The organism is Dorea sp. MB18-49 (assembly GCF_023669465.1).
Lineage (GTDB): Bacteria > Bacillota > Clostridia > Lachnospirales > Lachnospiraceae > Dorea_A > Dorea_A longicatena.
The window spans coordinates 1-26,632 of the sequence record NZ_JAMOYX010000044.1; the positions used below are offsets into that span (position 1 = coordinate 1).

At 42.7% G+C, this 26,632-nt stretch carries 27 protein-coding genes, 1 pseudogene, 1 riboswitch and 1 other annotated feature; of the genes and pseudogenes, 23 read left to right on the forward strand and 5 right to left on the reverse strand.

What is annotated here, in order from left to right:
* The first annotated feature begins 156 nt into the window (after window positions 1-156).
* The 19 genes from NCY30_RS11765 to NCY30_RS11855 all read left to right on the forward strand — a co-directional run bounded on the left by NCY30_RS11765 (window position 157) and on the right by NCY30_RS11855 (window position 18,961).
* A complete protein-coding gene (locus tag NCY30_RS11765) occupies window positions 157-2,133 on the forward strand; it encodes an FRG domain-containing protein (RefSeq protein WP_173784982.1) in 1,977 nt (658 codons plus the stop codon).
* Window positions 2,130-2,852 (forward strand): ion transporter, encoded by a 723-nt coding sequence (locus tag NCY30_RS11770; RefSeq protein WP_173784981.1) that lies wholly within the window; start codon window positions 2,130-2,132, stop codon window positions 2,850-2,852. The genes NCY30_RS11765 and NCY30_RS11770 overlap by 4 nt, the downstream gene beginning before the upstream one ends.
* A 16-nt stretch (window positions 2,853-2,868) precedes the next feature.
* Complete coding sequence (locus NCY30_RS11775; protein WP_022416299.1) at window positions 2,869-3,639, forward strand: alpha/beta hydrolase; 771 nt, start codon at window positions 2,869-2,871, stop codon at window positions 3,637-3,639.
* Between the two features lie 93 nt (window positions 3,640-3,732).
* Window positions 3,733-4,188, forward strand: coding sequence for a C-GCAxxG-C-C family protein (locus tag NCY30_RS11780; RefSeq protein ID WP_006427680.1), 456 nt, complete (start codon window positions 3,733-3,735; stop codon window positions 4,186-4,188).
* Window positions 4,185-4,742, forward strand: coding sequence for an HD domain-containing protein (locus NCY30_RS11785; protein WP_006427679.1), 558 nt, complete (start codon window positions 4,185-4,187; stop codon window positions 4,740-4,742). Before NCY30_RS11780 ends, NCY30_RS11785 begins: the two co-directional genes overlap by 4 nt.
* A 36-nt stretch (window positions 4,743-4,778) precedes the next feature.
* A complete protein-coding gene (locus NCY30_RS11790; protein ID WP_006427678.1) occupies window positions 4,779-5,702 on the forward strand; it encodes an alpha/beta fold hydrolase in 924 nt (307 codons plus the stop codon).
* A 257-nt stretch (window positions 5,703-5,959) separates the two neighbouring features.
* Window positions 5,960-6,074: riboswitch (FMN riboswitch) on the forward strand.
* A gap of 164 nt (window positions 6,075-6,238) precedes the next feature.
* Window positions 6,239-7,375 carry a bifunctional diaminohydroxyphosphoribosylaminopyrimidine deaminase/5-amino-6-(5-phosphoribosylamino)uracil reductase RibD gene (ribD, locus tag NCY30_RS11795; RefSeq protein ID WP_055182310.1) on the forward strand — a complete coding sequence of 379 codons (1,137 nt, stop codon included), beginning with the start codon at window positions 6,239-6,241 and terminating at the stop codon, window positions 7,373-7,375.
* On the forward strand, window positions 7,357-8,010 hold the full coding sequence (ribE, locus tag NCY30_RS11800; RefSeq protein ID WP_055304209.1) for a riboflavin synthase: 654 nt from the start codon (window positions 7,357-7,359) through the stop codon (window positions 8,008-8,010). The genes ribD and ribE overlap by 19 nt, the downstream gene beginning before the upstream one ends.
* Before the next feature lie 18 nt (window positions 8,011-8,028).
* Complete coding sequence (locus tag NCY30_RS11805) at window positions 8,029-9,246, forward strand: bifunctional 3,4-dihydroxy-2-butanone-4-phosphate synthase/GTP cyclohydrolase II (protein WP_173784978.1); 1,218 nt, start codon at window positions 8,029-8,031, stop codon at window positions 9,244-9,246.
* A gap of 32 nt (window positions 9,247-9,278) precedes the next feature.
* Window positions 9,279-9,752 carry a 6,7-dimethyl-8-ribityllumazine synthase gene (ribH, locus tag NCY30_RS11810; RefSeq protein WP_006427673.1) on the forward strand — a complete coding sequence of 158 codons (474 nt, stop codon included), beginning with the start codon at window positions 9,279-9,281 and terminating at the stop codon, window positions 9,750-9,752.
* 13 nt (window positions 9,753-9,765) lie between these two features.
* Window positions 9,766-10,410: an HAD family hydrolase gene (locus NCY30_RS11815; protein WP_173784977.1), complete on the forward strand. Its 645-nt coding sequence runs from the start codon at window positions 9,766-9,768 to the stop codon at window positions 10,408-10,410.
* Between the two features lie 111 nt (window positions 10,411-10,521).
* Window positions 10,522-10,801, forward strand: a binding site (T-box leader).
* Between the two features lie 67 nt (window positions 10,802-10,868).
* Complete coding sequence (locus NCY30_RS11820; RefSeq protein WP_055283175.1) at window positions 10,869-12,566, forward strand: carbon starvation CstA family protein; 1,698 nt, start codon at window positions 10,869-10,871, stop codon at window positions 12,564-12,566.
* Between the two features lie 156 nt (window positions 12,567-12,722).
* Window positions 12,723-14,249, forward strand: coding sequence for a putative DNA modification/repair radical SAM protein (locus NCY30_RS11825; RefSeq protein ID WP_117598318.1), 1,527 nt, complete (start codon window positions 12,723-12,725; stop codon window positions 14,247-14,249).
* Window positions 14,250-14,255: 6 nt separating this feature from the next.
* A complete protein-coding gene (locus NCY30_RS11830; RefSeq protein WP_117598292.1) occupies window positions 14,256-15,029 on the forward strand; it encodes a TIGR03915 family putative DNA repair protein in 774 nt (257 codons plus the stop codon).
* A gap of 69 nt (window positions 15,030-15,098) precedes the next feature.
* Entirely contained in the window at window positions 15,099-15,728 is a 630-nt protein-coding gene (locus tag NCY30_RS11835) for a flavodoxin family protein (protein ID WP_117598291.1), read from the forward strand.
* A gap of 19 nt (window positions 15,729-15,747) precedes the next feature.
* Window positions 15,748-16,269: a GNAT family N-acetyltransferase gene (locus NCY30_RS11840; RefSeq protein ID WP_181978376.1), complete on the forward strand. Its 522-nt coding sequence runs from the start codon at window positions 15,748-15,750 to the stop codon at window positions 16,267-16,269.
* Between the two features lie 59 nt (window positions 16,270-16,328).
* The gene (locus tag NCY30_RS11845) at window positions 16,329-16,544 is read left to right on the forward strand and encodes a hypothetical protein (protein ID WP_250818767.1); all 216 of its coding nucleotides are present in this window, start codon (window positions 16,329-16,331) and stop codon (window positions 16,542-16,544) included.
* A 220-nt stretch (window positions 16,545-16,764) separates the two neighbouring features.
* Window positions 16,765-17,988, forward strand: a complete 1,224-nt coding sequence (locus NCY30_RS11850; RefSeq protein WP_006427657.1) for a dicarboxylate/amino acid:cation symporter — start codon at window positions 16,765-16,767, stop codon at window positions 17,986-17,988.
* A 25-nt stretch (window positions 17,989-18,013) separates the two neighbouring features.
* Complete coding sequence (locus NCY30_RS11855) at window positions 18,014-18,961, forward strand: DMT family transporter (protein WP_055304239.1); 948 nt, start codon at window positions 18,014-18,016, stop codon at window positions 18,959-18,961.
* A 46-nt stretch (window positions 18,962-19,007) separates the two neighbouring features.
* Here the strand turns inward: NCY30_RS11855 and NCY30_RS11860 are convergent, their stop codons facing one another.
* From NCY30_RS11860 to NCY30_RS11870, 3 genes are all read right to left on the reverse strand, one after another.
* Complete coding sequence (locus NCY30_RS11860) at window positions 19,008-20,396, reverse strand: MATE family efflux transporter (protein ID WP_130096993.1); 1,389 nt, start codon at window positions 20,394-20,396, stop codon at window positions 19,008-19,010.
* A gap of 165 nt (window positions 20,397-20,561) precedes the next feature.
* Window positions 20,562-21,497: a D-2-hydroxyacid dehydrogenase gene (locus NCY30_RS11865; protein WP_139009913.1), complete on the reverse strand. Its 936-nt coding sequence runs from the start codon at window positions 21,495-21,497 to the stop codon at window positions 20,562-20,564.
* Window positions 21,498-21,527: 30 nt separating this feature from the next.
* Window positions 21,528-22,532 carry a calcium/sodium antiporter gene (locus NCY30_RS11870; RefSeq protein WP_173784971.1) on the reverse strand — a complete coding sequence of 335 codons (1,005 nt, stop codon included), beginning with the start codon at window positions 22,530-22,532 and terminating at the stop codon, window positions 21,528-21,530.
* A gap of 279 nt (window positions 22,533-22,811) precedes the next feature.
* Between NCY30_RS11870 and NCY30_RS11875 the strand changes: the two genes are divergently transcribed.
* Both NCY30_RS11875 and NCY30_RS11880 read left to right on the forward strand, forming a co-directional pair.
* Entirely contained in the window at window positions 22,812-22,991 is a 180-nt protein-coding gene (locus tag NCY30_RS11875; RefSeq protein WP_055304229.1) for an alanine:cation symporter family protein, read from the forward strand.
* Between the two features lie 34 nt (window positions 22,992-23,025).
* Entirely contained in the window at window positions 23,026-23,295 is a 270-nt protein-coding gene (locus tag NCY30_RS11880) for a hypothetical protein (protein ID WP_055195635.1), read from the forward strand.
* A gap of 215 nt (window positions 23,296-23,510) precedes the next feature.
* Here NCY30_RS11880 and NCY30_RS15390 read toward each other — a convergent pair.
* Window positions 23,511-23,648: pseudogene (locus tag NCY30_RS15390) on the reverse strand (carbon starvation CstA family protein); the annotation flags it as partial.
* A gap of 245 nt (window positions 23,649-23,893) precedes the next feature.
* A complete protein-coding gene (locus NCY30_RS11895; protein WP_173784970.1) occupies window positions 23,894-24,676 on the reverse strand; it encodes a class I SAM-dependent methyltransferase in 783 nt (260 codons plus the stop codon).
* Between the two features lie 203 nt (window positions 24,677-24,879).
* Here NCY30_RS11895 and NCY30_RS11900 point away from each other — a divergent pair, with 203 nt between their 5' ends.
* Window positions 24,880-25,710, forward strand: a complete 831-nt coding sequence (locus NCY30_RS11900) for a TrmH family RNA methyltransferase (RefSeq protein WP_055304241.1) — start codon at window positions 24,880-24,882, stop codon at window positions 25,708-25,710.
* A 123-nt stretch (window positions 25,711-25,833) separates the two neighbouring features.
* Window positions 25,834-26,439 (forward strand): bifunctional phosphoserine phosphatase/homoserine phosphotransferase ThrH, encoded by a 606-nt coding sequence (gene thrH / locus NCY30_RS11905; protein WP_006427644.1) that lies wholly within the window; start codon window positions 25,834-25,836, stop codon window positions 26,437-26,439.
* Window positions 26,440-26,632: the final 193 nt, after the last annotated feature.

A 26,632-nucleotide genomic window follows, 5' to 3' on the forward strand; every position in this document is an offset into this window, starting at 1 on the left:
CAACAATATGACTTGATTAAAAAGAAAAACGTTGAATTGCTAAAAGTTATCATTGGAAGAAAAATGGAATTATTACGACCGAAATCAATAGATGGAAATTAAAAAGAAATGTTGTAAATGTCAATATTAGATATAAAGATCGAAGGAGAAAGATATATGCATGCAAATGACGAAATTATAAGTCTTGCCGATTTCCGAAAAAAATTAAAAAGGTTCCAGGAATGCTATGATGAAATATATTTTCGAGGAGAGGTAGAAGAATTTCCAAATCGAGAACCAAGTATTTTGCGTGATGAAGGATATCTGGAAAACGAAGGATGTATGTATCAGGAAATGATGCAAATGTATGGTGAACAAATGAAGAATGCATATAGATATATTGGAAAACTTGCACTGCTTCAACATAATAATGTTCCAACAAGATTGCTGGATATAACTGTCGATCCATTTGTTGCGTTATATTTTGCATGCGAGCAGAATGGTATAGCGAATGACAAAGACGGATATGTGTTTATGTATATCAGAAATGGAAAAAGTTGTAATTCACCCGATGTATATATATTATCCCTTCATGCCTGCTTCCCAGAGCTTTCGTATAAAGAAATAGCAGAGAAGGTTTGGCAGAAATTGAAGGTGAATTACACAGAAGATGAAATTCAGAAAGTTATTCATACACCGTTATTTGTAAAAAGATCAGAGGATTTAAGTGTGGGAAATGCAAGAATTCAAGCACAAGAAGGATGCTTTTTTATCTGTGCAGATGATGAAAAAGGTGGACTTATTACGCTGGATTCGATCCCGCCGGTGATGGTTTATCGAATACCGGCATCTTATAAGGCCGGCATACGGGACGAACTGGATAAAGAGGAGAAGATTAACGTGTGTTCCATTTATCCGGAGATGCCGTCTGGTGGGGCATATTTAAGAGCAAAGTACAGAACTGTCAGATACGATGTGTCAGAGAAAGATTATACGGTATATGATATATCGCAGAAAACGCATTGTAGAAGGGACACGGATTTACGCATTATCGTGAAAGAAGATTTGCCGATAAAGTGGGCGAAGCAGATCGTTCGACATGTTTGTGAGGGGTATAAAAGTTCTTCGGATGTTATATGGATATATGTCGGAGTGTCGAAGGAAGATATGCTTTTGTATAACTGGCGGATTACGGGCAGGTGGATTAATCCATTATGGAAAAATACGGGAATTGATCCGTTAAAAGAAAGAGATGGAGAATTTTCCTGGGAGAATCAATCCGGAACTTCAATTATATCGGAGTATAATGAGAAAAATGTTTATAAACCGGACGATGAATTATATGTGTATTATCATCAGATTTTTGAGGATTCGATGCCCTATATACGGGAAATGTTTTCTTTATATGCCAATGATGAGAAAGAAAAATTATATACATGGATATCCGAAAATAAGGAACAGATTCAAGAATTTTATAATAAAACTACCAATGGCTGCTGTTCAAGAATCCGGGAATGGAATGAATTTATAAAACATTATAGCCTGCTATATATAGAGTTGAATAATATTTGCCTCGAAATTGAAAATAGAAATTGGAATCCTCAGGCAAAATGGCATTTAGTGGGGCGGAAGATTCACTCCATTCAGAAGGAGAAAGACGTTATTGAAAAAGGAGAAGTAAAGTGGAGAAAAACACCTGATGTTACGGATGAAGAACTGAAAAAGTATAAACCATGCTATGAAAATCATCGGATAAGAGCATTCACTCAGACAATCCCTGTGAGTGAAGATGCCATAGAAGTCAGGATGGAGATTAAATATGAGAAAAATACAGAAGGAAAAATAATTGTCTCCGGGAAAACCAACTTATTTGACGGAGCGCAATTGCTGATTTCAATCACTCCGGATGGAAAATTTTATGGTCCGTCTTGCAAAGTAAACTGTTTAAATGGAACATTTACTTCAGTACCCTTAGGAAATGGAACGAATCTTTCGGGGAAATGCAGATTGAGTATTACGATGCCTGTAAGTTCTGTACAACCAATAGAATTTGTAAAAAAGTCCGGTATGCAGTATGAAAACCTGAAAGGGGACTTTATCGTCCGGGATGGAATATCCCCTTCGGGAAAATATGAACAGGAAGTGGTTTTATGAAATGGAGAAAATCCTTATACGACATAATTGAAGTGAACGATGAACAAAATACAATAAGCAAGTTATATGACTGGATGATGATGATCGTCATAGTAGTAAGTATTATTCCGCTTGCCGTTAGAAACGCAAATGAACTTACGCAAATGTTAGATTTTGTTACGGTTATTATATTTATCATAGACTATATTCTAAGATTATTAACGGCGGACCTGAAATTGAAAAAAGGAAAGAAATCATTTGCCGAATATCCGTTTACACCAATGGCGGTAATCGATTTGGTATCGATTCTTCCATCAGTAACGCTTTTGAACAGCAGCCTGAAGTTATTAAGGCTCTTCCGGTTGTTCAGAACTTTCCGGGTATTCCGAGTATTTAAAGTGATCAGATATTCTAAGAGTATTAATATTATTATCAATGTATTCAAAAAGCAGAGAGAGGCGTTGCTGGTAGTAGGCGGATTGGCGATAGGATACATAGTGATCTCGGCACTGATCATGTTTAATGTAGAACCGGCAACATTTCCAAGCTTTTTTGATGCGGTATACTGGGCGACCGTTTCGCTGACTACGGTTGGATATGGGGATATCTATGCTGTTTCAACGATTGGTAAGGTGATTACGATGTTATCGTCGGTATTTGGAATTGCAATTGTGGCATTGCCGGCAGGCATTGTTACAGCCGGGTATATGGAAGAGATTAATAAAGATGAATCTTTGTAATTTAGGAGAATTGCAGATGGAAAATAAAGAGAAAAAGCAAATGCTTACAACGGAGCTAACAAAAGAAAAGGGCGGCAGGAGTGCCGGGATGATTCAGGATATGTCAATAAACGGAATCAAACTACATCTCGCTCAGAACGGAACCGGCGGCCCGGTCATCTTCTGGGGCATGTATCCACATCAGCAGAACGAAGTAGAACATCTGTGGAAATCTCTACTGGAACTTGTGCCGGAACAAAATTTCCTGCTCGTTGCATTTCAGGTGGAGAACTGGAACCGGGACTTTTCACCGTGGGAAGCAGCGGCTGTATTCGGAAAGGAAGGCTTCGCCGGACAAGGTCTGAAGACGCTGAGATGGCTGACAGAGGAATGTGTGCCACATATTGACCGGACTTTTGGTGTGAAAGACAGGGAACATTGGCTGATGGGTTATTCGCTTGCCGGATTATTTGCGCTATGGGCAGCTTATGAAAGTGACGTGTTTTCTGGAATTGTATGCTGTTCGGGTTCGTTGTGGTTCCCGGACTGGGACCATTATGTGAGGAATCATGTGATTCAGAGTAAATGTAGCGTGTATCTGAGCCTTGGCGGAAAGGAAGAGAAGGCGAAGAACAAAGTAATGGCAGCGGTCGGTGACAGGACCAGGGCGCAGGAAGGGCTGTTACAGGAGGACTCGATGGTGGAATCCGTGGTTTTAGAGTGGAATGCGGGAGGGCATTTTGCAGATGCGGGGAAAAGGCTGGCTAAGGGCGTGAAATGGATGTTTGGAGTGAAAAGTGGCTTATAATATAAGTTGAGGGTGTTAAGGTTTCATGGTATCATAATCAGTATAGAAGAACAGTGTGACAGATTATGTTATTACAACCGGAGGTGAAAATCAATGAACAAAGCAGACAAAGCAGAATCCCTCTTCCGCACAGGCTACAACTGCAGCCAGTCGGTCTATGCAGCATTTGCGGAAGAACTGGGAATAACAGTGGAAGAGGCAGCAAAAAAAGCAAGCCCGTTCGGAGCGGGATTTGGCAAGCTGCGTGAGGTATGCGGAGCCGTGACAGGAATGGTCATGGTAATCGGTGATCTGTACGGATATGACGATCCGAAAGATGCGGCGGGGAAAAAGCAGCTTTATGTACTTGTGCAGAAGCTTTGTGGATCCTTTGAAGCTTCGGAAGGAAGCCTGATCTGCCGGGAACTTCTCGGGCTGGAGAAGGGCGAAGATCTGGAAGAGCCTGCGGTCAGAACGGAAGCGTATTATCAGAGCAGACCTTGTGTGAAAGCATGCAGAAGGGCAGCGGAGATTCTGGAAGAGTATGTGAAAGAGCAGAAAAGAAAATGAGTGAATACATTACGACCTACACAGGAAAACATTTTAAACCAACAGAACCGGATCCGGAGTTATTTGACATAGCAGACATTGCACATGCGCTGTCCCTGATATGCAGAGGAAATGGTCATGTGAAGATGTTCTGGTCGGTCGGGGAACATTGCATTTGCTGTGCAAAAGAGGCAAAGGCGAGAGGTCTGTCGGATAGGATGGTGCTTGCATGCCTGCTTCACGATGCAAGCGAGTGTTATATGTCGGATGTTCCGTCGCCTTTTAAGAAGGAACTGCCGGAATATAATGAACGCGAAGAACGTATGCTTTCTATGATTTATGAAAAATTTCTCGGTTCGGACCTGACACCGGAAGAGAAGATGCAGTTGAATGCGATTGATAAGGCAATGCTATGGTATGATCTGACGTTTCTTCTGGGAGAGAAACAGGAGAGCGAAGCGCCCGAATTGCATATTGATCTGAGGTATGAGGTCAGAGCATTTGGTGAGGTGGAAGAAGAATACCAGAGGATTTTTGAAGAACAGCTTATAACCGTACAGAATAAAAGAATCTAAAATCGTACGGATAAGATAGAAAAGGAGGAATACATTATGTTACACGAAGTATCTTTTGCGTCCTACAACGGACGTGACCAGGTCCAGGGATGGATCTATGTTCCGGCTTGCAAACCGAAGGGAATCGTCCAGGTGATCCACGGATTTGGGGAACATTCCAGACGTTATCTGCACATGATATCTGCCTTCATGGATGCGGGTTATATCGTGGCAGCAGACGATCATGTAGGACATGGGAAGACAGCAATGGTCAATAATGTGTGGGGCGACTGGGGAGACAAAGGACCGCATACAATGATGGAAGACGAGCATACATTGAAAGGAATCGTGTGTGAAAAATATCCGGATCTGCCATATTTCTTATTCGGACACAGCATGGGATCTTTTATCACAAGAGATTTCATTGCAAAATACGGGGACGAACTGGCCGGGGCAACTATCTGCGGAACAACGGGAATCTTCCGCGGGGCAGAAGAGACGGGAAAGAAATTAAAAGAAGCGATCGATGCAGGACATGGAGAAGAATCCGATCCGTCATATACCGGAGAACTGATGGGATGGATGTGTGAGCGCTGTGGAGAGGTCAGCATCGGAAATGAGTGGATCTGTGCCGATCCGTATGTACAGCGGGATCATGCCGATGATCCGTTTGATGCATTTACCAGACCGACCAGCAACCGTTCGGTATATGATTTCATCCAGATGATGTTACAGATCGAGGGAACAAAGTGGGCCGAAAAAGTGCCGACAGACATGCCAATCTATAATATTGCGGGAGATCAGGATCCGGTAGGTGAGTATGGTGTCGGTGTATATCAGGTAAGTAACTGGCTGGTACAGACCGGACATAACGTAACGACGAAGCTGTACTCGGGATACCGTCACGAGATACATAATTATGCTGAGATTAAGAACGAAGTCGAAGCGGGTATTATTGCATTCATGGACAAGGCATTATAAAAATGTATTAGGTGTCGGGAAGGATTATAATTCAAAAAACATAGAGATAAAGACATAAAAAGTACAATAGCATTTGTGATAGCGATTGTCGTGATCAGTGTAGATAAGAAAGACGTAAGGGAAATTTGATTTTCAGGGACTCCGGTTTTATGAAACCCGGAGTCCTTTTTGAAAAAAATTATTTTTTGATCTCTGATTGGAATGCATTGATATCTTTTGCTTTACAAATGATATATAAAGTATTATGATAAAAAAAACGAAATCTTCAGGGCAGGGTGCGATTCCCTACCGGCGGTAAAGCCCGCGGGCCGAGAGGCATGATCCGGTGTGATTCCGGAGCCGACAGTATAGTCTGGATGAAAGAAGATGATGGTACAGTTATTTTAAAAGATGAATGTAGTGTCTGAGCTCTGAGATGGTGATCCATTTCAGAGCTTTTTTGGTTAACAGATCATTTGTCAGTTATATGTAACAGATCATTTCCCCTGTAGGTATCCTGCAGGGGTTTTTGTATAACTAAGAAAGAAGGAAGAGAAATGACGGATCAGGAATACATGCTCCGGGCAATTCAGCTTGCAAAAAAGGGAGAAGGATGGACGAATCCGAATCCGATGGTAGGTGCGGTGATCGTAAAAGACGGCCGGATCATCGGGGAAGGTTATCATAAAAAATGCGGAGAACTTCATGCAGAGCGCAATGCAATCGCATCGCTTACAGAATCGGCAGAGGGTGCGACAATCTATGTTACGCTGGAACCATGCTGTCATTATGGCAAGACACCGCCGTGTACGGAAGCAATCATAGAACAGAAGATTAAAAAAGTGGTGATTGGTTCCAGGGATCCGAATCCAAAGGTGGCAGGAAAAGGTGCACAGATATTGCGTGAATCGGGAATTACAGTAGTTCAGGATTTTATGCGGGAAGAATGTGACCGTCTGAACCCGGTGTTCTTCCATTATATTACGACGAAGACACCGTATGTAGTGATGAAATATGCCATGACACTGGATGGGAAAATTGCGACAAAGACGGGTGCATCGAAGTGGATCACAGGAGAACCGGCCCGACAGGAAGTGCAGCATATGCGGCACCGGTATATGGGTATTATGGCCGGTATCGGGACTGTACTTGCGGATGATCCGATGTTGAATGTCCGGGTAGAAGGATGGAAAAGTCCGGTCAGAATAGTATGCGACAGCAGTCTTAGGATACCGCTTGACAGCCAGATTGTAAGAAGTGCAAAAGAGTACCGGACAATCGTGGCTTATGCAGGACGGGAAGAGAACGAAGAAATAACAGAAAAAATAGAATGGTTACATGCGAAAGGCGTGGATACTGTCTGCTGTCCGGATGAAAAAGGTCAGATAGACCTTAAAAAGCTGATGACAAATCTTGGAAATGAGGGCATTGACAGCATTCTGCTGGAAGGCGGGGGCACGCTGAACGACAGTGCACTGCGGGCAGGAATTGTAAAAGAGGTACACTGTTTTATCGCACCAAAATTATTTGGCGGAAAGAACAGTAAGACACCGGTGCAAGGAATCGGCATCGGACTTCCATCAGAAGCATTGAAACTGAAATGTACGGATATCTGCCGGATCGGTGAAGACATCAGGATAATCTGTCAGGTATGTGAAAAAGAACAGGAGGGGCCATGTTTACAGGAATCGTAGAAGAGAAAGGATCGGTCCGCTATATGCAGCTGACCGGAGAGTCGGGAGTTCTGGCAGTCAAGGCGAAGAAGGTATTGGAAAGAACGAAGATCGGTGACAGTATCGCAGTCAATGGAGTGTGTCTGACAGTTACATCACTTCAGCCGGATGGATTTACTGCAGATGTGATGGCAGAGACCATCAGGAGAAGCAGTCTGGGAAGCTGTAAAGTCGGAAGTCAGGTGAATCTGGAACGGGCAATGGCTGCAGACGGAAGATTTGGAGGACATATCGTAAGCGGTCATATTGACGGAACCGGTGTGATCCGGTCTCTGATCCGGGAGGAGAATGCCATCTGGGTATCTATCGGAACATCGCCGCAGATATTACATCTGATCGTAGAAAAGGGCTCCATCTGTATAGATGGCATCAGCCTGACGGTGGCAAAAGTAGAGGAAGAGGGATTTCAGGTATCGGTTATCCCGCATACAGGAGAAGAAACGACGCTTTTGGAAAAAGTGCCGGGCGATTCTGTGAATCTGGAGAATGATGTGATCGGAAAATACGTAGAAAGGCTGTTAGGCCTTGGAAAGAGTGAAGAAGAGAAAAAAGAATCCGGAATTACGATGGAATTTTTGCAGGAATTCGGATTTTAGAACAGGAGGATAAATAGAATGTCACAAAACAATCAGTACAATACAATCGAAGAGGCACTAAGGGATCTGAGGGAAGGAAAGGTTATTCTGGTTACAGATGATCCGGACAGAGAGAACGAAGGGGATCTGGTATGTGCAGCAGAGTTTGCAACACAGGAGAATATCAATTTTATGGCGACTTATGCGAAAGGGCTTATCTGTACACCGATGAGTGCGGAAATTGCAGCAAGGCTTAACTTTCCACCGATGGTTGCGGAGAATACCGATAATCACAGCACAGCATTTACCGTTGCAGTGGACCATGTTGATACGACGACAGGTATTTCGGCAGCAGAACGTTCCTATACAATCATGAAATGTGTGGATGAAGATGCGAAGCCGGAAGATTTCAGAAGACCGGGACATGTATTTCCACTCATTGCCAGAAAAGGCGGAGTCCTGGTGCGGAACGGACACACAGAGGCAACGACTGATCTGGTGAGACTGGCTGGATTGAAGGAATGCGGCGTGTGTTGTGAGATTATGAAAGAAGATGGCACAATGATGCGTACACCACAGTTGTGGAAATTTGCAAAAGAGCATAATCTTACATTTATTACAATCCGTGATCTTCAGGATTACATGAGAATCCATGAAAAACATGTAAAAGAAGAGGCGGTTGCAGACCTTCCGACGCAGTATGGAGATTTCAGACTTCACGGATATATCAATGATATTACAGGAGAACACCATCTTGCACTGGTAAAAGGTGATATCGGAGACGGTGAAGATGTACTTTGCAGGGTACATTCGGAGTGCCTGACAGGTGATGCATTTGGCTCGCTTAGATGTGACTGTGGTCTGCAGCTTCAGACAGCGATGCGTCAGGTAGAAGCAGAAGGCAGAGGGATCATTCTTTACATGAGGCAGGAAGGCAGAGGAATCGGGCTGCTCAATAAGATCAAGGCATATGCACTGCAGGAGCAGGGATATGATACGGTAGAGGCCAATGTAAAGTTGGGATTTGCACCGGATCTCAGAGAGTACTGGATCGGAGCGCAGATATTATCGGATCTCGGAGTGAAGTCATTGAGACTTCTGACCAATAATCCGGACAAAGTCTATGGACTTGGTGGGTTTGGACTGAAGATCAATGAAAGAGTACCGCTGGAGATTCCACCGCAGAAGTATGATCTGAAATATATGAAGACAAAACAGGAAAAGATGGGACACATTTTCAAAGAAATAGAATTATAAAAAGATTTAATGAATAACAGGAGGAAGAAATCATGAGACAGATCAATTTAGTAGAAGGAAAAGTAGTAGCACCTGAGGGAATGAAAGTCGGAATCGTGGCTGCCAGATTCAATGAGATCATTGTGAATAAGTTATTGGGCGGAGCCGTCGACGGGCTGGTAAGACATGGGGTAGAAGAAGAGAACATTACGGCTGCATGGGTACCGGGAGCATTTGAGATTCCGCTGACTGCACAGAAGATGGCACAGTCCGGAAAGTATGATGCAGTCATCTGCGTAGGAGCAGTTATCCGCGGGGATACTTCCCACTATGATCTGGTGTGTAATGAATCGGCCAAAGGAATCGCGCAGGTTGAACTTGCAACAGGAATTCCGGTATTATTCGGAGTGATCACAACAGAGAATATCGAACAGGCTATCGCACGTGCAGGAAGTAAAGCAGGAAATAAAGGATATGACTGTGCATTGTCCGCAATTGAGATGGTAAATCTGATGAAGCAGCTTTAATCAGGTGCAGCCGATGGTGAAAACAATCATTTTTGATTATGATGGAACGATACATAACACTCTTGGAATCTATGAGCTGGCGTTCAGGGAAGCTTATCAGTGGTTGGCGGAACAGAATGTTGTAGAGGAACAGAAGATAGAGACGGCGCAGATCGCAGGATGGCTGGGCTTAAACAGCAAAGAAATGTGGGATACATTTCTGCCGGAATTAGATCAGAGATACAAAGATCAGGCGAGTGCGATCGTGGGAGATTCCATGGTCAGGCAGATCAGGAAGCACCGGGCAGTGTGGTATCCGGGAGCGGAAGAGATGCTTACAGCTTTGAAGAACAGAGGATATCATCTTGTGATCTTAAGCAACTGTAAAGTGGCATACCGCAAAGCACATTGGGAAGAATTCCGAATGGAAAGATGGTTTGAACAGTTTTATGACTGTGAATCGTATGGTTTCTGCCCTAAGACGGAGATCGTGCAGGAAGTTATCAGGAACTATCCGGGTTCCTATCTGGTGATCGGAGACAGAAGACAGGATTTGGAATGTGCCAGATCCTGTAAAAGTCCGTTTATCGGATGCCTGTATGGTTATGGTGAGAAGGGAGAACTGGATGGAGCAGATTATTTTGTGAAATCTGTAGAAGAGATAACCGGAATTATATAATGTGAAAAAATGCACAAAAATAGGACTGTATTTTTGTAAATTATGTTTAATTCCACTCTTGCACTTTACAAGAAAAAAGTGTAAAACATTAAGTAAGCTAAAAAGTAAATAAGAAATGCAATGAAAGGGATACGTCATAAAAGTTAACTGGAATTCAGAGAGCCGTTGGATGGTGTGAAACGGCAGAAAGTATTTTATGATATCACCCAGGAGCATCCCGCTGAAATATACAGGTTGGAAGAATCAACATAGTCAGGTATCGAGTAAGCCGGGACGTTGTCTTCACGTTACAGAAGAAACTGTTAGATATTTTGACAGTAACAAGTGGTTGTGGTTAGTGATGACTGCAGTAAAACAAAGTGGTACCACGGAAGAATATTCCGCCTTTGTTATCCGAAAGGATAGCGAAGGCGTTTTTTTATATATTTACTTTAAAGAGAAAGAAGAGGGATTGTTTTATGAGTGGAATATTAATGATGATCATTGCCATTGTTGTGCTTGGTGGAGCATATCTTCTTTATGGTCGTTATCTTCAGAACAAATGGGGCATTGACCCAAATGCCAAAACTCCGGCATATGAGATGGAAGACGGGGTTGACTATGTACCGGCCGATACGAACGTCGTATTCGGTCATCAGTTTGCATCAATCGCAGGTGCAGGTCCGATCAACGGACCGATCCAGGCAGCAATCTTCGGATGGCTTCCGGTACTTTTATGGATCTTAATCGGAGGGGTATTCTTTGGAGCCGTTCAGGATTTCGCATCTATGTATGCATCTGTAAAGAATAAAGGACGTACAATCGGATATATCATTGAAGAATATATCGGAAAATTAGGTAAGAAATTATTCCTGTTATTCTGCTGGCTGTTTTGTATTCTGGTCGTTGCAGCTTTTGCTGATGTTGTAGCCGGAACCTTTAATGGATTCTCAGTAAGTGAAGCCGGAAAAGTAACAAAAATTGCAGCTAACGGTGCAGTCGCAACTACTTCTATGATATTTATCTTAGAAGCAGTCGGACTTGGAATGTTTTTGAAGTATACGAAATTCAACAAGTGGATTAATACAGCGGTTGCAATCGTATTATTGGTAGCAGCAATCGCACTGGGACTTCACTTCCCAATGTATGTAGGACTGGATGCATGGCATCTCATCATCTTCGTTTACATCCTGATTGCCAGTGTCGCTCCTGTATGGGCACTTCTTCAGCCTCGTGACTATCTGAATAGTTACCTTTTGATTTTTATGATTGTTGGTGCGATTGTTGGTGTATTTGTAGCAAATCCATCTTGTAACCTTCAGGCATTCACAAGCTTTAACGTAGATGGACAGTATATGTTCCCAATCTTATTTGTAACGATCGCTTGTGGTGCGGTTTCCGGCTTCCATTCACTGGTATCTTCCGGTACAGCATCCAAACAGATTAAGAATGAGAAGAACATGCTTCCTGTATCATTCGGAGCAATGTTAATGGAAAGTATGCTTGCAGTTATTGCACTGATCGCAGTTGCATCTTTTGCCAAAGGTGAAGCAGCAGCACAGGGACTGACAACACAGCCTCAGATTTTCGCCGGAGCGATTGCGAACTTCCTGTCAGTCATCGGACTGCCACACTCTCTTGTATTTACGCTGATCAATCTGGCAGTATCCGCATTTGCACTGACTTCTCTGGATTCCGTAGCCAGAGTAGGCCGTCTGTCATTCCAGGAATTCTTCCTCGATGATGATGTAGATCAGGATAACATGAGTCCATTCTTAAAAGTGGTAACGAATAAATACTTTGCAACGGTTATTACACTGGTACTTGCATATTTCCTGACAAAAGTCGGTTATGCAGAGATCTGGCCTTTATTCGGTTCAGCCAACCAGCTGTTATCTGTACTGGCACTGGTAGCTTGTGCGGTATTCCTTAAGAAAACGAAGCGCAAGGGATTCATGCTCTGGGGACCAATGGTATTCATGATGGCTGTTACATTTACAGCACTTGGTATGACGATCGTGAAACTGACAAAAGCATTCCTGACAACAGGGCTGGATCTTGGAAATACATTACAGCTGATTTTTGCCGTATTGCTTCTGATCCTTGGTGTGTTGGTTGCAATCCAGGGTGTAAAGAAACTTCTTGAAAAAACAGATGATAAGAAAGCAACAGCTTAATCATTATTTTATTCGTAATAAGAACATATAAGAGAAACTGTGATAATAGCGTGAAGGTTATTATCGCAGTTTTTTATTTAAGTTATAGCAGATAAAAAAGAACAAATGTTCTGAAAACCACTTGAAAACAAGAACGCTTGTTTGTATAATAAAACTATGAATATAGAAATCAAAAACAGTAATTATACAACACAGGAGAAATTACAGATTCTTGCTGATGCGGCAAAATATGATGTGGCATGTACGTCAAGTGGTTCCAGCCGCCGTGGAAAGAAAGGAGAACTCGGCAATACAGAGGCATGCGGCATCTGTCACAGTTTTGCAGCGGACGGAAGATGTATTTCTTTATTAAAGATTCTGATGACAAATCATTGTGCCTATGATTGTAAATATTGCATTAATCGTGCAAGTAACGATGTGAAACGGGCAACATTTACACCTGAAGAGATCTGTGAACTGACGATTGAGTTTTATAGGCGTAACTATATAGAAGGTCTTTTCTTAAGCTCCGGAGTTTTGAAAAATCCGACATACACGATGGAAAAGATGTGTGAGACTTTACTGCTGCTTCGCACAAAATATCATTTTAACGGATATATCCATGTGAAGACGATTCCGGGAGCTTCGGATGAACTTCTTGCCGCAGCGGGATATCTGGCCGACCGTATCAGTGTGAATCTGGAACTTCCGACGGAAGAGAGTCTTCGGACTCTTGCACCGAATAAGACAATGAAGACAATCCTTAATCCTATGGGAAAGGTTCAGAATACAATTGCTGCACACCGGATGGCCATCGGAAAGACAGCATATATGGAAAGAAGCAGGGGAAATCAACTGTTAAATAACGGCATTTTTTCGGAAATATCCAAAAGGAATTATCGGGAAAGCCTGGAAGAAAAAAAGAAGACAGACAGACTGTCGGATGGAAAGGACGGAACTTTGCCTTCTCAAAAAGAAATGGGGAGAGTGGATGGACTCCTTACATGGGACAATGCATATCAGTTAGCACCCCGTGATATGTCTGGTTTAAAGCGTCGTTTTGCACCTGCTGGGCAGAGTACACAGATGATCATCGGTGCGACGGGGGAAAGTGACTATACATTATTGCAGACGACCCAGCAGTTGTATCAGGGCTTTGATCTGAAACGAGTGTTTTACTCAGCATATATTCCGCTGAATGAGGATGATGCACTGCCGGGGCTTGGAACACCGACACCGCTTTTGCGTGAACACCGCCTCTATCAGGCAGATTGGCTGCTTAGATTTTATGGATTCCAGGCAGGTGAATTATTGTCGGAAGAAAAGCCGGATTTCAATGAACTGATCGATCCAAAGTGTGACTGGGCATTACGCCATCTCGAACAATTTCCTGTGGAAATAGAGACTGCAAGTTATGCAAGACTGCTTCGGGTACCGGGAATCGGTCCCAAATCCGCCAGTCGGATCACACATGCAAGACGGTATGGAAGACTGGATTTTGCAAGCTTAAAGAAGATGGGTGTGGTACTTAAGCGGGCGCATTATTTTATTACCTGTGGGGGAAAACAGATGTATCATACACCGGTTGAAGCATCGTATATTATGAGACAACTGGTGAGTGTAGATAAGAAAGATGTATGGAATATAGAACATTCCAATGAATCTTATGTGCAATTGTCGTTGGCAGACTTTGGGATAGGGTAGGAAATTATGAAGATATATACTTGTAAGGATCGTCTGGAGGACATTATGACCTGCATCTATGATGCCTGGTCGGAAGCTTTACGAATCGGTCATGATCAGATACAATTAAAGAAAGAACCGATATTACAGCAGACAATGTTTGATGAGTATGTCCATGTAGACGGGGATAATGTGAAAGCAGAAAAAGTAATCCGTTCTGTTCGCAGGGATATTTCCGATGAAGCATATCTGGATGTATATTATGCAAGCCTTTCTGTGGAGGAAGATGCGTTACAGGCAATCTATAATTTTCTGCGTGTCGGATTTGCAGTGGGAAGTAAGGTACTGGAACAGTATTCGAATCCTCATGTGATACGCATGTTGGAACTTCGGAGGAAAGTCGGTAATGAAAGCCATCATTTTAATGAATTTGCACGATTCCAGTCGCTGGACAGAAAGGTCTATGTCAGTCATCTGGAACCCAAAAGTGATGTGATCATGCTGGTTGGCAGACATTTTGCGGACCGGATGCCATCAGAACATTGGATGATCATAGATGATAACCGGAAAACAGCATGCGTACATCCAAAAGACGGAACAAACTATCTGCGTTATCTGACGGATGACGAATTTGAGTCACTTCGTAAAACAGAACAGTATGAAGATGAATATACAGAGATGTGGAAGACGTTTTTTCAGGCGGTTGCGATCAAAGAGAGGGAGAATTATGTGTGTCAGCGGAATTTGTTCCCAATCTGGAAGAGGAAGCATGCGGTGGAATTCAGAACGCTAAGGATATGAGCATAAAAACTTGCGAATCCTGAAAGAAATATCTGTCAGGAAGAGAATCATTGAAAGGGGAACAAATCAATGCAGCAAAATTTAAAAGTGTTAATGTTAAATGGAAGCCCACGGGCTAATGGCAATACATCTGTTGCATTAAAAGAAATGGAACAGGTATTTAAAGATAACGGAATCGAGACAGAGATCATACTGGTCGGCAATAAAGATATTCGAGGCTGTATCGCCTGTGGTTCCTGCTATGAGAAAGGCAAATGTGTATTCAACGATATGGTAAATGAACTGGCACTAAAGTTTGAAGAAGCCGATGGATTTGTCGTTGCAAGCCCGGTATATTATGCGTCAGCAAATGCGACACTGATTGCTTGTCTTGATCGTTTGTTCTACAGCAGTCATTTTGACAAGACGATGAAAGTCGGAGCAAGTGTTGTATGTGCAAGACGCGGTGGTTGTTCAGCAACATTTGATGAATTGAACAAGTATTTTACAATCTCCGGAATGCCGGTTGCATCAAGCCAGTATTGGAACAGCATTCATGGACGTATGCCGGGTGAGTCAGAGCAGGACGGAGAAGGAAAACAGACGATGCGTACACTTGCAAGAAATATGACATTCTTGATGAAGAGTATTGCGCTTGGAAAAGAAAAGTTCGGATTACCGGAAAAGGAAGAACGAATTGCGACACATTTTATACGGTAATGGGATTGGAGAAAAGAAAATGTCAAATAAACATATTTCAGAAAGATATGAATTTAGAAACATAAAACAGAACGAAGCAGAAGAAGCAGCAGAGATCGAAAGGATCTGTTTTCCGCCGAATGAAGCCTGTTCTAAGAAGCATATGAAAGACCGTGTTGCCGGAATTGCGGATTTATTTCTGGTAGCGATTGATAAAGAAAATGGAAAGATGGCAGGTTTTTTAAATGGACTAGCAACGGATGATGAGATATTAAAGGACGAGTTCTTTACAAATGCCAGTCTGCATAACCCGGAAGGCAAGAATGTCATGCTTCTGGGATTGGATGTACTGCCGGAATACCGCAGTCAGGGACTTGCAAGAGAACTGGTACGCCGGTATCTCGAAAGAGAATGGGGGCGGGGAAGAAAAGAGATTATCCTTACCTGTCTGGAATCGAAGGTAGCGATGTATGAGAAATTCGGATTTAAAGATAAAGGAATCGCGCAGTCAACCTGGGGCGGGGAAGAATGGCATGAGATGGGTGTAAAGAATCAGAATTAGAACACTGGAAAAAATGTATCAGCAAGAGAATAAATAGGCAAGAATACGGGAGGTACAATGTGAGCAAAATAGTAAATATAAATTCCACATCAACAAAAGAAGAACAGTTAAAAGACATGATAACATCCATCCAACAAGTAAAAGATTCTCTGGTAAATATACTGGATGAATATGAAGAAGAAGGTGAAGTGGATAAAGCAGACACTCTGACGGAAGCGTTGGATGCATTGGAAGATGCATACGATGTGGTTAATGATGTACTGTTAGATGACTGATAAAATAGTAAAAATAGTCTGGAAGAGAACCGGGAGATTCCGGTGGAGTATTATGAGGCGTATATCCTTACAGAGATACAGAATTATTATGTGGAGAAATTTACGGTATAAGGAGTGGGACATTGACGTTCCACTCTTTTTGATATAAACTATAGCCTATATGTGTATAGTAAAATATAGACGTTATATTATAGTTGAAAAGTAAGGAGAGTACATACAAATGAAGAGTTTTTATGAGTGGTACAGAAAGCACATCACCGGTGCGATTTTCGTCGGACTGATCCTCGGAATCCTGACCGGACTGTTTTTGGCGGGACGGTTTAACGTGGTTCTGACTGCAACAAGTGTACTGGGAAGTATCTATATGAGTGCATTGAATATGATGATCTTCCCACTGGTATTTTGTTCGATCGTAATGGGTATTGCGAGCATCGGAAGTGCCAAGACGACAGGTAAGATCACAGGAGCGGCAATGCTGTTCTTCCTGTGCACAACAGCAATCGCAAGTTTTGTTGGACTGATCATTCCGAGACTGATCTGTCTTGGAAAAGGCGTTAGCTTTAAGATGGCTACATCTGATATTCAGGCAACCAAGATGGACAGCATTCTTGATACGATTAAGGGACTGATCCCGTCTAACCCGGTATCTGCATTTGCAGAAGGTAATATGCTGCAGGTGCTGGTATTTGCGCTGATCATGGGATTCACACTGATCGCGATTGGAGAAAAAGGTGAGCCATTATTAAAGGTCATCGATTCCTGCAATGAAGCATGTCTGAAGATCATCAGTACGGTGATGTATTTCACACCGATCGGAGTCTTCTGTACGATCGTTCCGGTTGTAGAGGCGAATGGTACAAAGACGATCGTATCACTGGCTACGCAGCTGATTATCTTATATGTCGCATTCTTTGGATTTGCATTTATCGTATATGGCGGCACAGTGAGCATTCTCGGCAAGACAAGTCCGGTGAAGTTCTTCAAGGCGATCATGCCGGCGGCACTGAATGCATTTGGTACATGCTCAAGTTCAGCTACCATTCCGCTGAGTAAAAGCTGTGTCGAAGATAAACTTGGAGTTCCGAACCAGATCTCAAGTATCACGATCCCGCTTGGAGCAACGGTTAACATGGATGCTGTATCGATCCTGATGTCCTTTATGATCATGTTCTTTGCAAATGCATGCGGCGTGCATGTCAGCATTTCCATGATGATCATCATCCTTCTGGCGAACGTCCTTCTGTCAGTCGGAACACCGGGAATCCCGGGAGGTGCAATCGCATCATTCGCGGCACTTGCTACAATGGCCGGACTTCCTGCCGGAGTTATGGGTGTCTATATTAGCATCAATACTCTGTGCGATATGGGAGCAACCTGTGTTAATGTTATCGGTGATATGGCAGGATGTGTCGTGCTGAAAGAGAAGATTGAGATTGAAAAATAGAACCAGAATTCCAGAGAGTAAAGAAATGTCACAAATGCAAATTTCAGAAAAACAAAATATATTAACCAGAACATGGGTAGTCGCAGCTCTGGCGTGTGTCTGCTGCATCTTATGGGGCAGTGCAATTCCCGTGATCAAGACAGGCTACCAGATTCTTGCCGTTGATTCAGCGGACACCGCAAGCCAGATTGTTTTTGCCGGTATCCGGTTCGCACTGGCGGGAATTCTTGTATTACTGTTCGCATCCATCCGGGAAAAAAGAGTTGTCCTTCCGGACGGAAAGATATTCAAGTATGCTATCCCAGTTTGCTTTGCTCAGACCTTCGTCCAGTACTTTTTCTTTTACATCGGAGTGGCACATACATCCGGTGTAAAAGGCGGGATCATCACAGGCCTAGGCAATTTTATTGCAATTTTAATGGCATGTCTGTTAGTAAGAAATGAAAAGATGACAGGCAGAAAACTTGCTGGCTGCATCCTCGGATTTGCGGGAGTCGTGATCATCAACATGGCAGGCGGCTCTATGGACATGGGATTCAGGCTGACAGGAGAAGGCTTCGTGCTGATCGCGCAGCTTTCTTATGGAGCGTCAACCGTACTGATCAATATTTTCTCCAAAAAAGTATCACCGGTTATTTTAAGCGGTTGTCAGTTCTTCATGGGAGGTGTGTTGCTGTTCATAGTCGGAATCCTGATGGGCGGACACTTGGATCATATGTCGATTGCAGGAGTAGTATTGATTCTCTACCTGGCAATGGTATCGGCTGTGGCGTATACACTCTGGTCGGTTCTGCTGGCGCATAACGAAGTATCGAAAGTGGCGATTTTCGGATTTGTCAATCCACTTTGCAGCGTGGTGTTATCGGCGTTGGTTCTTGGAGAGGTCAACCAGGCATTTAATGCAAGAAGTCTGATTGCATTGATTTTGGTTTGTGTGGGAATTTATATTGTGAATTGTAAAAGTAAAAAATAAAAGAAGCGGAAAAAGTTGTGAATGTAAACTTTTTCCGCTTCTTATTTTATAATTTCCCTTCCGGAATCTTACTAATAATTGTCTTATAAATTTTGATCAAAAATGCCGTAGACACAATAAATGATATCACTTCCGCAATCGGGAAAGCCCACCACACTATATGTAAGCCACCAATCTTAGACAAGATATAAGCTGACGGGATCAGCACAACCAGCTGACGCATGATGGATACGATCATACTGAATACTGCTTTGCCAAGTGCCTGGAATACGGTACCGGCAATGATGCAGAACCATGCGATCAGATAATGGATACCGATGATACGAAGTGCCGGAACACCGATTTTCAGCATGGCGTCAGACGCATTGAACATTCCAAGTAATACCTGTGGGATGCCTTCAAAGCAGAGGAATCCAATGAAAGTAAGGCAGAATGCAGTCGTCAGACTGATCCGGATCGTCTTGATCATACGATTTCTCTGCTGTGCACCATAGTTGTAAGCAATGATCGGCGTGATACCATTGTTCAGACCGAATACCGGCATGAAGAAGAAGCTCTGAAGCTTGAAGTATACACCGAATACAGCAGTTGCAGTTGAAGAAAATTCAATCAGAATGCGGTTCATCGAATAAGTCATGATCGATCCGATAGACTGCATAATAATAGATGGAATACCTACTGCATAAATGTGTCCGATCAGACGGATATCCGGTCGGAAACCTTTGAAACTTAATGATACGTCATGGTTATATTTGTGATTACAGGTTCCGGCAACGATTCCGGCAACACATTGTCCGATAACGGTCGCAACGGCGGCTCCGGTAACACCCATCTTCGGGAATCCCAGAAGACCGAAGATCATGATCGGGTCCAGGATAATGTTTGTAATCGCACCACATAACTGAGAAGTCATACTGAAGATAGTTCTTCCGGTAGAAGTCAGTAACCGTTCAAAGAAGATCTGTGTGAACAGACCAAAGGAAAAGATCATAACCGTACTCAGGTAATCAATTCCAAGTTCCATGATCTCGACATCTGCGTTTCCAATCTGACTTGCATAGAAAGGTCTTACGATCGTAAAGCCGAGGATTAAAAATACAATGTAACTGATGGCATAGATAAATGCCGCATTATCAGCAATTTTATTCGCCTTTTTAAAGTTATGTTCTCCCAGTGATTTTGACAGGAGGGCATTCATACCGACGCCGGTACCGGTAGCTACCGCGATCAGAAGTGTCTGAAGCGGGAAGGCTAACGATACAGCAGTCAGTGCATTTTCTGATAATTTTGCTACGAAGATACTGTCAACGATGTTATAAAGTGCCTGTACCAGCATAGAAACCATCATTGGCAGTGACATATTGAATACTAATTTTCCGACGGGCATTGTTCCCATCTTATTTTCTGCTGCAGGAGCAGATCCACGTTCACTCATAGTTCTCATTCCTCCACAGAGACGCCTGGGAATCAGGACGTCTATTCATATATTTTTTCACTCTTTTTCATTAGGTACAATGATATATGATAGCATGAATGTAGGGATGATTCAATAAATAATGTAAAATTGTTTCATATCAAACTTTAATGAGTAGTTAGTGTTCTACATATGGAAATATTCTTTCACCTGATCCAGGATGATCTGCATCAGTCTGGTACGTGCTTCTACGCTTGCCCAAGCAATATGCGGCGTAATGAAAAGCCGGCGGCTGTCCTGGATCTTGATAAGCGGATTTTTCTCACTCATTGGTTCGGCAGATAAGACATCCAGACCTGCGGCAGCAATTTCGCCATTTACAAGTGCGTCGTAGAGATCCTGTTCAACAACGATCGGACCACGGCCGAGATTCAGGAAGATACAGGTTTCTTTCATCTTTGCAAATGCGCATTTATCCAGAAGATTTTCGGTGTGTTCATTCAATGGTGCATGGACAGAGATAATATCCGAAGTGGTAAGCAAGGTATCGAAATCAACCTGCGTATATCCATCCTGTGCAGGGCGTCCGGAGGCTGAATAATAGATGACATTTGCACCAAATGCCCGGGCAATTTGGGCAACGCGGCGTCCGATCGCGCCAAGTCCGATGATTCCCCACGTCTTGCCATTGATCTCTGAAAAATGTTCTGCAAAGTGAGTAAAAGAAGTATCGTTAATATAATTTCCATCTTTTACATAATCATCGTAATAGCGCAGCTTTTCAAGTAGATAGAAAAGCATGGCAAATGTATGCTGAGTAACTGTTTCTGTGGAATAACCGGCAACGTTTCTCCAGGCAATTTTGTGGGAATCCAGATAGTCTTTATCCAGATTGTTGGTTCCGGTTGCAGTAACACAGACCAGTTTCAGATTCTTTGCTGTTCCGACCGTATTTTCATTGATCGGAACTTTGTTAATGATAAGAACATCTGCGTCTTTCACGCGTTCTGGAGCTTCTTCCGGAGTGGTAAAGTTATATTTGGTAACTTCACCAAGTGAATCAAATCCGGACAGATCAATATCGTCCCCGATTGTTTTGGCATCTAAAAATACAATTTTCATAAAATGTCCGTCCTTTCATAATTACAAATATTAACGCATGCAGATATATACCATATAAGCGGCATATAATACCAGCATGATAATTCCTTCTTTACGGTTGATTTCCTTCGAAGTCCATGCAAAGACGAGAGTGATTGCACTGATTATGATAAGGAAAGCAATGTCGATTATATTTTCCAGAGCGAATCCCACCGGACTGATTGCTGCCGCGACACCGAGTACAAAAAGGATATTGAAGATATTAGAGCCGATGACATTACCAAGTGCCATATCGACTTCGTCCTTTCTGGCGGCAACGATGGAGGTGACAAGCTCCGGAAGACTGGTTCCCATGGCAATGATCGTAAGTCCAATCAGTGTCTGGCTAAGTCCCAGACTGGATGCAATTGTGGATGCCCCGTCAACGACGAAATCACCGCCATATTTGATCGCAATCATACCGCCCAGTATGAAAATGAGACATTTCCATAACGGAAGGAGGTTGATATGGGAGGTAACCTGCTCGATTTCTTCTTCGGAAAGTGAGCTTCTCACTTTTTGTGCAGAAGAAGAATCCGCAGAAGTTATATTGTGACGTGCTCTTTTGGCAGAGCGGATCATCCAGAGCAGATATCCGGCAAATATAATAAGGAAGATAATTCCGTCTATCCGTCCGAGTGTCATGCCAAGATATCCAAGCAAAAGCAAAAGTCCCGCACAGAAGATAGATAACGGAAATTCTTTCTGTAAAGTACTTTTCTGTACAGCAAGCGGGACGAATAAAGAACAGACACCGCAGACTACTAACAGGTTAAAAATGTTGGATCCGACAGCATTACTGATAGCGAGGGAATTGTTGCCGGTGAGGGAGGCAGTCACGCTGACGGCGCATTCTGGAAGACTGGTTCCCATGGCTACGATGGTCATCCCGATGATCATAGAAGGAATCCGGAGACGTTTTGCTACAGCAGAACTTCCCTCTACAAAAAAATCTGCACCCTTGATCAGCAGGACAAATCCGATAATTAATATAGTGAATGATTTGAATAATAACATATGAATCTCCTTTTCTTATATAGACAATAATATAGAGGAAATAAGTGCCAGTGTCAATGTATGCAATTTATTCTTCCCAAACTTGCAGAATTACTGTATATTTATAGAGAAAAATAAAAGTATGTTAAGTATGATCATTGATAACATCAGCTCATTTATGTACAGTAAACTGTTAGTTATCATATTAATCGGAGCTGGTGTGTATTTTACAATCCGGACGAGCTTCCCGCAGGTGCGTCTGTTTCACAGTGCCTGTAAAGCAGTAAAGGAGAAACGTCCATGCTCTGGAATATCTCGGACGTGCTGATGGGAGTAATGGCGATCATCAATATTCCGGTGATCCTCATTCTGTCTAATACGGCAATGAAGGCATATGAAAGACAGCTTAAAATGGGAATGAATCCGGTGTTCAAGAGTAAGGATATCGGAATGAAAGAGAAGCTTGACTGCTGGAAGTAGCGAAAGTAGTAAGAAATATAAGGTGGTGAGTGATATGTATTATGTACCGGACGGGACAAAGGAATGCGGATATTATGAATGCAGGAAATGCGGAAACCGTTTCCTGTCATTACAAACGATGAAGCATATTCCATGCCCGGACTGCGAACAGGAGATAGATTACGAGATCGGACCGGACGAGTCATTAGAAGATGTGCTGGATACAGCGGAGCTCCTTCAGAAGATTGAAGGCGAGGAAGAGGTTGAAAAGATGGATGCGCTTTTGAGTCTTGCAATTACTGGTGGGGATTGTAATTGGATTTGATTTGCGATTTAATTCTTAAAAATTAATCTATGCAGATTCTTTCTGTGCTTTAAAGTAAGCTTTGACAAGTCCGATGGTTCTTTCTACCAGTGCGGACAGTAACTGGTTGGCAGATCCGAACAGTGGCCAGATATTGGCAGATCCGATACGTGCAACGGCGTCCAGACTGGTAAGTACCAGTGCAGCAACGGTACATACAAGACCTGGTACTGTCTCTTTCCATCCTCAAATTTTTTCGCTGGTGTCTCTGCCTTTGGATCAATTCCCCATTTATTAGCAAGCCAGCGTCCGTAAAGTACATATGCAGCACTGAGAAGTACAGCTGCAATTAAGACGATTACAAGTGTATTCATAACATACGCCTTCATGATAAATATTAAAAATGTATAAGCATTCTAAAATATGAATAACTTTAGATAGTGTTTTACTGCGAAAAATGGCATATGTCAATGCATTTTGAGGAATTTCGCAGGTTTTAAATATAATAACAGAGTACACTCTGTTTTTTATGCGGAATCACAAGAAGAAATGAGCTTATATTCTACGGGTAGCGCTATCATGGAAACAGAAATAGTCCGGATAGCAGACGGTTCATGTATTAAATAATGCTTTTCTTTAAAATATCCACGGTATGTGATCCGGCGCCCACAAGCTCCGGCCGTTCACACACCGAAAGATGATACCGGATAAAAGTCTCGAATGTCTCCTCATCCATCGCATTCAGCACCGGACGCATATAATCCGAAGGTCCGTCGGCAGAGAGGACCTTGATTCGTTCCAGACCGGCAGCTTTATTATAAGCATCCATATCTTCCAGGCGGACATAATCATAAAGGTCTTCAGGTTTGGGTTGTACACGGAAGTTGTCGTCAATCTTTCCGTTCTCGATACATTCTAAGATATGATTCTGTTTGAATCCATAGGTCAGCACGCTGTACTCATTCATGCAATAAGCAACAAGAATTACACCATCATCTTTCAATACACGTCTGGCTTCGGTCAGTGCTTTGACTTTATCTTCCATAGAATATAGATGATACATTGGACCAAAGACCAGAACTAAATCAAATTCCTTATTCGGAAAGCGGGAAAGTTTCATTGCATTTCCCTGATAGGCTTTTACAGAACTGTTTTTCTTTTTTAAGATCCCAAGATTATATTTAACCAGTTCAACAGCGGTAACATCGTAACCTTCTTCGGCAAGGGCTACACTGTAACGGCCGGTACCGGCACCTACATCCAGAATTTTTGCTGATTTATCTTCCGGAAGATATTCATGTATATATTTCATAGAAGTGGTAAATTCTACTTGTCCATGTCGGCTTCCAAGACGTTTTTCTTCGTTAAATTTATTATAATATTTCTCAAGTTCAGTCATCATAGTGAAAGATTCTCCTTATATAAAATAAATATCTGTTCATACTTTATCCACTTTAACATAAAGTCCGGGCTTATGTGCATAAAATATTTATGGAATTGAGAAAATTTATTTCATTCTGTATAATGAGATAACAATAAGATCCAGATGATAGTAAAAAAGAGGAAATGATCATGAACAATACAGAAAGCATAAATGAAAAAATAATACAGAATATGATAGAAATTACGGATTTTGACGCTCCGGAACTAGATGTATATGCAAGACTTACAGAAGCACAGCTCTTGAACAAGGATCATCCGGAGGATGGACTGTTTATTGCAGAAAGTCCGAAAGTTATTAGCCGGGCATTGGATGGAGGATATGAGCCTGTGTCTGTTCTGGTGGAAAAAAAGCAGGTTTTGGAAGATGCGGAAACGATAGCTGTACTTGGAAAATGTGGCAATGTACCGGTATATACGGCAGAATTTGAAGTACTTACGAAACTTACGGGATTTAAACTGACCAGGGGAATGCTATGTGCGATGAAAAGAAGGAGGTTGCCTGGCCTGCAGGAAATCTGTAACGGATGTGACAGAATAGCAGTATTGGAGAATGTAATGAATCCTACAAATGTAGGAGCGATTTTCCGCTCTGCGGCAGCACTTCACATGGACGCGGTGATTCTGACAGGGGGATGCAGTAATCCACTTTACAGGCGGGCAAGCCGTGTAAGTATGGGGACAGTATTCCAGATTCCGTGGACATTTGTGGATAACTCTGTAATCTGGCCGGAAGAAGGAATGAAGATATTGCGTGAATTGGGATTTAAGACGGCGGCGATGGCTTTGAAAGAAGATTCTGCAAGCATTGATGATCCGGAACTTATGAAAGAAGATAAGCTGGCAGTGATACTGGGAACAGAAGGAGACGGACTGGCGCCGGAGACAATTGCAGACTGCGATTATACGGTAATGATTCCAATGTCGCATGGTGTAGATTCGCTGAATGTCGCGGCCGCCAGTGCAGTAGCATTCTGGCAGTTGGGAAAGAGATAAATAGGACAGATAAAACATTAGATATGCTGCAGTTGAAGAATTGCTTATAAAAAGAATGTAAAATAAACAGACTTGTGTTATGATAAAAAGCAAAAAGACAGAAAGTATAGGAGGAATCATAGAATGTATATTACATGCCTGGATGTTGAAGGAGTATTAGTACCGGAAATATGGATCGCATTTGCCGAGGAAAGTGGAATCCCGGAATTAAAAAGAACGACAAGAGATGAACCGGATTACAATAAACTGATGAGATGGAGACTGGACATTTTAAAGGAACACGGACTTGGAATCAAAGAGATTCAGGAGACGATCGCCAAGATTGACCCGCTTCCGGGAGCAAAAGAATTCTTAGACGAACTGCGCTCATTTAGTCAGGTAATCCTGATCAGTGATACATTTACAGAGTTCGCACAGCCTTTGATGGAAAAGCTTGGAAGACCGACACTGTTCTGCAACAGCCTTGAGATTGCAGATAACGGTGAGATCACAGACTTTAAGATGCGTGTGGAAAATTCCAAACTCAGCACCGTAAAAGCGCTGCAGTCCATTGGATTTGACACGATCGCAAGCGGTGATTCATACAATGATCTGGGCATGATCCAGGCAGGAAAAGCAGGATTCTTATTCCGAACGACTGAGAAAATTAAGGAAGATTATCCGGAGATTCCGGCTTATGAGACGTATGAGGAACTGCTGGGAGCAATCAAATCGGTAATTTCTATTTAGTTCATCATCGTGGCTTACCCCGGTCCATGAGAAAGACTTGGTATTATGTTTGTTGCTGGATGTCAAGATGCAGAAGTTCTAAGGCAGTCCGCCTTCCCTAAGAACGAAAGGGTCTCCGCTCAAAACTCACCCCTACGGGGTTCAAACAGTTCGCTCCGTCCCTTTAACGGGAAGTCAAACTGCCTAAGAACTT

Excerpts from the sequence above, each read along its gene's own strand:
- NCY30_RS11765 (WP_173784982.1), top strand. The coding sequence starts at position 157 with ATGCATGCAAATGACGAAATTATAAGTCTTGCCGATTTCCGAAAAAAA.
- NCY30_RS11770 (WP_173784981.1), top strand. The coding sequence starts at position 2,130 with ATGAAATGGAGAAAATCCTTATACGACATAATTGAAGTGAACGATGAA.
- NCY30_RS11775 (WP_022416299.1), top strand. The coding sequence starts at position 2,869 with ATGGAAAATAAAGAGAAAAAGCAAATGCTTACAACGGAGCTAACAAAA.
- NCY30_RS11780 (WP_006427680.1), top strand. The coding sequence starts at position 3,733 with ATGAACAAAGCAGACAAAGCAGAATCCCTCTTCCGCACAGGCTACAAC.
- NCY30_RS11785 (WP_006427679.1), top strand. The coding sequence starts at position 4,185 with ATGAGTGAATACATTACGACCTACACAGGAAAACATTTTAAACCAACA.
- NCY30_RS11790 (WP_006427678.1), top strand. The coding sequence starts at position 4,779 with ATGTTACACGAAGTATCTTTTGCGTCCTACAACGGACGTGACCAGGTC.
- ribD (WP_055182310.1), top strand. The coding sequence starts at position 6,239 with ATGACGGATCAGGAATACATGCTCCGGGCAATTCAGCTTGCAAAAAAG.
- ribE (WP_055304209.1), top strand. The coding sequence starts at position 7,357 with ATGTTTACAGGAATCGTAGAAGAGAAAGGATCGGTCCGCTATATGCAG.
- NCY30_RS11805 (WP_173784978.1), top strand. The coding sequence starts at position 8,029 with ATGTCACAAAACAATCAGTACAATACAATCGAAGAGGCACTAAGGGAT.
- ribH (WP_006427673.1), top strand. The coding sequence starts at position 9,279 with ATGAGACAGATCAATTTAGTAGAAGGAAAAGTAGTAGCACCTGAGGGA.
- NCY30_RS11815 (WP_173784977.1), top strand. The coding sequence starts at position 9,766 with ATGGTGAAAACAATCATTTTTGATTATGATGGAACGATACATAACACT.
- NCY30_RS11820 (WP_055283175.1), top strand. The coding sequence starts at position 10,869 with ATGAGTGGAATATTAATGATGATCATTGCCATTGTTGTGCTTGGTGGA.
- NCY30_RS11825 (WP_117598318.1), top strand. The coding sequence starts at position 12,723 with ATGAATATAGAAATCAAAAACAGTAATTATACAACACAGGAGAAATTA.
- NCY30_RS11830 (WP_117598292.1), top strand. The coding sequence starts at position 14,256 with ATGAAGATATATACTTGTAAGGATCGTCTGGAGGACATTATGACCTGC.
- NCY30_RS11835 (WP_117598291.1), top strand. The coding sequence starts at position 15,099 with ATGCAGCAAAATTTAAAAGTGTTAATGTTAAATGGAAGCCCACGGGCT.
- NCY30_RS11840 (WP_181978376.1), top strand. The coding sequence starts at position 15,748 with ATGTCAAATAAACATATTTCAGAAAGATATGAATTTAGAAACATAAAA.
- NCY30_RS11850 (WP_006427657.1), top strand. The coding sequence starts at position 16,765 with ATGAAGAGTTTTTATGAGTGGTACAGAAAGCACATCACCGGTGCGATT.
- NCY30_RS11855 (WP_055304239.1), top strand. The coding sequence starts at position 18,014 with ATGTCACAAATGCAAATTTCAGAAAAACAAAATATATTAACCAGAACA.
- NCY30_RS11860 (WP_130096993.1), bottom strand. The coding sequence starts at position 20,396 with ATGAGTGAACGTGGATCTGCTCCTGCAGCAGAAAATAAGATGGGAACA.
- NCY30_RS11865 (WP_139009913.1), bottom strand. The coding sequence starts at position 21,497 with ATGAAAATTGTATTTTTAGATGCCAAAACAATCGGGGACGATATTGAT.
- NCY30_RS11870 (WP_173784971.1), bottom strand. The coding sequence starts at position 22,532 with ATGTTATTATTCAAATCATTCACTATATTAATTATCGGATTTGTCCTG.
- NCY30_RS11875 (WP_055304229.1), top strand. The coding sequence starts at position 22,812 with ATGCTCTGGAATATCTCGGACGTGCTGATGGGAGTAATGGCGATCATC.
- NCY30_RS11880 (WP_055195635.1), top strand. The coding sequence starts at position 23,026 with ATGTATTATGTACCGGACGGGACAAAGGAATGCGGATATTATGAATGC.
- NCY30_RS11895 (WP_173784970.1), bottom strand. The coding sequence starts at position 24,676 with ATGATGACTGAACTTGAGAAATATTATAATAAATTTAACGAAGAAAAA.
- thrH (WP_006427644.1), top strand. The coding sequence starts at position 25,834 with ATGTATATTACATGCCTGGATGTTGAAGGAGTATTAGTACCGGAAATA.